The organism is Streptomyces sparsus (genome assembly GCF_054776295.1).
Genome location: NZ_BAAHCA010000677.1, coordinates 1 through 2,675, shown reverse-complemented (window position 1 = coordinate 2,675; position 2,675 = coordinate 1). Strand labels below are relative to the sequence as shown.

2 protein-coding genes are annotated in these 2,675 nt (G+C 72.6%); both read left to right on the top strand.

Annotated elements, in window-relative coordinates:
• Positions 1–133: 133 nt before the first annotated feature.
• The gene (gene glmS / locus ACYVE9_RS22000) at positions 134–1,981 is read left to right on the top strand and encodes a glutamine--fructose-6-phosphate transaminase (isomerizing) (RefSeq protein ID WP_461029620.1); all 1,848 of its coding nucleotides are present in this window, start codon (positions 134–136) and stop codon (positions 1,979–1,981) included.
• A gap of 103 nt (positions 1,982–2,084) precedes the next feature.
• A complete protein-coding gene (locus ACYVE9_RS21995) occupies positions 2,085–2,453 on the top strand; it encodes a holo-ACP synthase (RefSeq protein ID WP_461029619.1) in 369 nt (122 codons plus the stop codon).
• Positions 2,454–2,675: the final 222 nt, after the last annotated feature.

Below are 2,675 nucleotides of genomic sequence, written 5' to 3'. Positions count from 1 at the left end.
GCCACGCCGACGCGGCGCCCCCCGGTCCGGACTGCGGTTGCTGCGCCGTCTGGCCGCCGACCAGGTGCTGGGCCACGCCCGGCACCGGCCACGACCCGGCCGCTGAGCCCGCCGGGCGTCGTAGGCTGCCCGCATGTGCGGCATCGTCGGATATGTGGGAGGGCAGTCCGCCCTCGAAGTGGTCGTCGCCGGATTGCGGCGGCTGGAGTACCGGGGCTACGACTCGGCCGGGGTGGCGGTGCTCGCCGACGGCGGGCTGGCCACGGCGAGAAGGGCCGGCAAGCTCGTCAACCTGGCCAAGCTGCTGGACGAGCAACCGCTGCCCAGCGGCAGCACCGGCATCGGGCACACCCGGTGGGCGACGCACGGCGGGCCCACCGACGACAACGCCCACCCCCACCTGGACAACGCGGGCCGGGTCGCGGTCGTCCACAACGGCATCATCGAGAACTTCGCGGCGCTCCGGGACGAGCTGACCGAACGCGGTCACCGGCTGACGTCCCAGACGGACACGGAGGTGGTCGCGCACCTGCTGGCCGAGGCGTACTTCTCCTGCGGTGATCTGGCCGAGTCGATGCGGCAGGTGTGCCGGCGGCTGGAGGGCGCGTTCACGCTGGTGGCCGTGCACGCCGACGCGCCGGACACGGTGGTCGGCGCCCGCCGCAACTCGCCGCTGGTGGTCGGCGTCGGCGACGGCGAGTGGTTCCTCGCCTCCGACGTGGCGGCGTTCATCGAGCACACCCGCGAGGCGGTCGAGCTCGGCCAGGACCAGGTCGTGGAGCTGACCCGGGACGGTGTGACCGTCACCGGCTTCGACGGAACACCGGGTGACGTCCGCGGCTACCACGTGGACTGGGACGTCTCGGCCGCCGAGAAGGGCGGCTACGACTACTTCATGCTCAAGGAGATCGCCGAGCAGCCCAAGGCCGTCGCCGACACCCTGCTCGGCCGCATCGACGGGTCCGGCGTGCTGCGGCTCGACGAGGTGCGCATCCAGGACGCGGTGCTGCGGGAGGTGGACAAGGTGGTGATCGTCGCCTGCGGCACCGCCTACCACGCCGGGATGATCGCCAAGTACGCCATCGAGCACTGGACCCGGATCCCCTGCGAGACCGAGCTGGCCAGCGAGTTCCGCTACCGTGACCCGATTCTCGACCCGCGCACGCTGGTGGTCGCCATCTCCCAGTCCGGGGAGACGATGGACACCCTGATGGCGGTGCGGCACGCCCGTGAGCAGGGCGCGAAGGTCCTGGCCGTCTGCAACACCAACGGCTCGACCATTCCCCGCGAGTCCGACGCGGTGCTGTACACCCGGGCGGGCCCGGAGGTCGCCGTCGCCTCCACGAAGGCGTTCCTGACGCAGCTGGTGGCCTGCTACCTGGTGGCGCTCTACCTGGGCCAGGTGCGCGGCACCAAGTGGGGCGACGAGATCGGTTCCGTGGTGCGGGAGCTGGCCCGGATCGGTGACGGGGTGGAGGCCGTACTGGCCACGATGGAGCCCGTGCGGGAGCTGGCCCGCGGCCTGGCGGACAAGAACACCGTGCTGTTCCTCGGCCGGCACGTCGGCTACCCGGTGGCGCTGGAGGGCGCGCTGAAGCTGAAGGAGCTGGCGTACATGCACGCCGAGGGCTTCGCGGCCGGCGAACTGAAGCACGGGCCCATCGCGTTGATCGAGCCGGGGCTGCCGGTGGTCGTGGTGATGCCGTCACCGCGTGGCCGCTCCGTGCTGCACGACAAGCTGGTGTCCAACATCCAGGAGATCCGGGCGCGCGGCGCGATGACCATCGTGATCGCCGAGGAGGGTGACGAGGCGGTGGTGCCGTACGCGGACCACCTGATCCGCGTCCCGCCCACCCCGACACTGCTGCAACCCCTCGTGACGACCGTGCCGTTGCAGGTGTTCGCCTGCGAGCTGGCGACGGCCCGCGGCAACGAGGTGGACCAGCCGCGCAACCTGGCCAAGTCGGTGACGGTGGAGTGAGTGGCGACGCTGGAGCGGGCTGTGCCGGAGCGAGCGGCGACGGCGGTATGAGCGGCGGCCGTGGCGGAGTGAGCGGCGGCCGTCGTGGGGCGGGTGCCGGCCGGTGATCATCGGAGTGGGGATCGACGTCGCGGAGATCGACCGCTTCGCGCAGTCCATGGAACGTACTCCCGGACTCGCCGCCCGGCTGTTCCTGGACGGTGAGCTGTACCTGCCCAGCGGTGAGCGCCGCGGGGCGGCGTCGCTGGCCGCGCGGTTCGCCGCGAAGGAGGCCCTGGCGAAGGCGCTCGGCGCGCCCGGCGGGCTGCACTGGACGGACGCGGAGGTGTGCACCGCCGACTCCGGCCAGCCGTCGCTGGTGGTGCGCGGCACGGTCGCGGCCCGCGCGGCGGAGCTGGGGGTGCGGAAGTGGCACGTGTCGCTCTCGCACGACGCGGGAGTGGCGTCCGCGGTCGTCATAGCCGAGAGCTGACCCGCCCCACCAGCGGAAGCCGTACCACCGCAGGGCTCCGCCGTGCGCGTGCTCCGGTGGTGGCGGCGCGACGCGGCGCGGTCGGCCGGTGATCCCCGCTGTACGGCGGCCGGTTGGGACACTGGCCGGATGAGGACTGCATACCAGGTGGACACGGTTCGGTCGGCCGAGCGGGAACTGATGGCCGCACTCCCCGAGGGCGCGCTGATGCAGCGCGCCGCG

Bases quoted from the DNA above. Each gene is read 5' to 3' on its own strand.
- glmS (WP_461029620.1), top strand. From the start codon at position 134: ATGTGCGGCATCGTCGGATATGTGGGAGGGCAGTCCGCCCTCGAAGTG.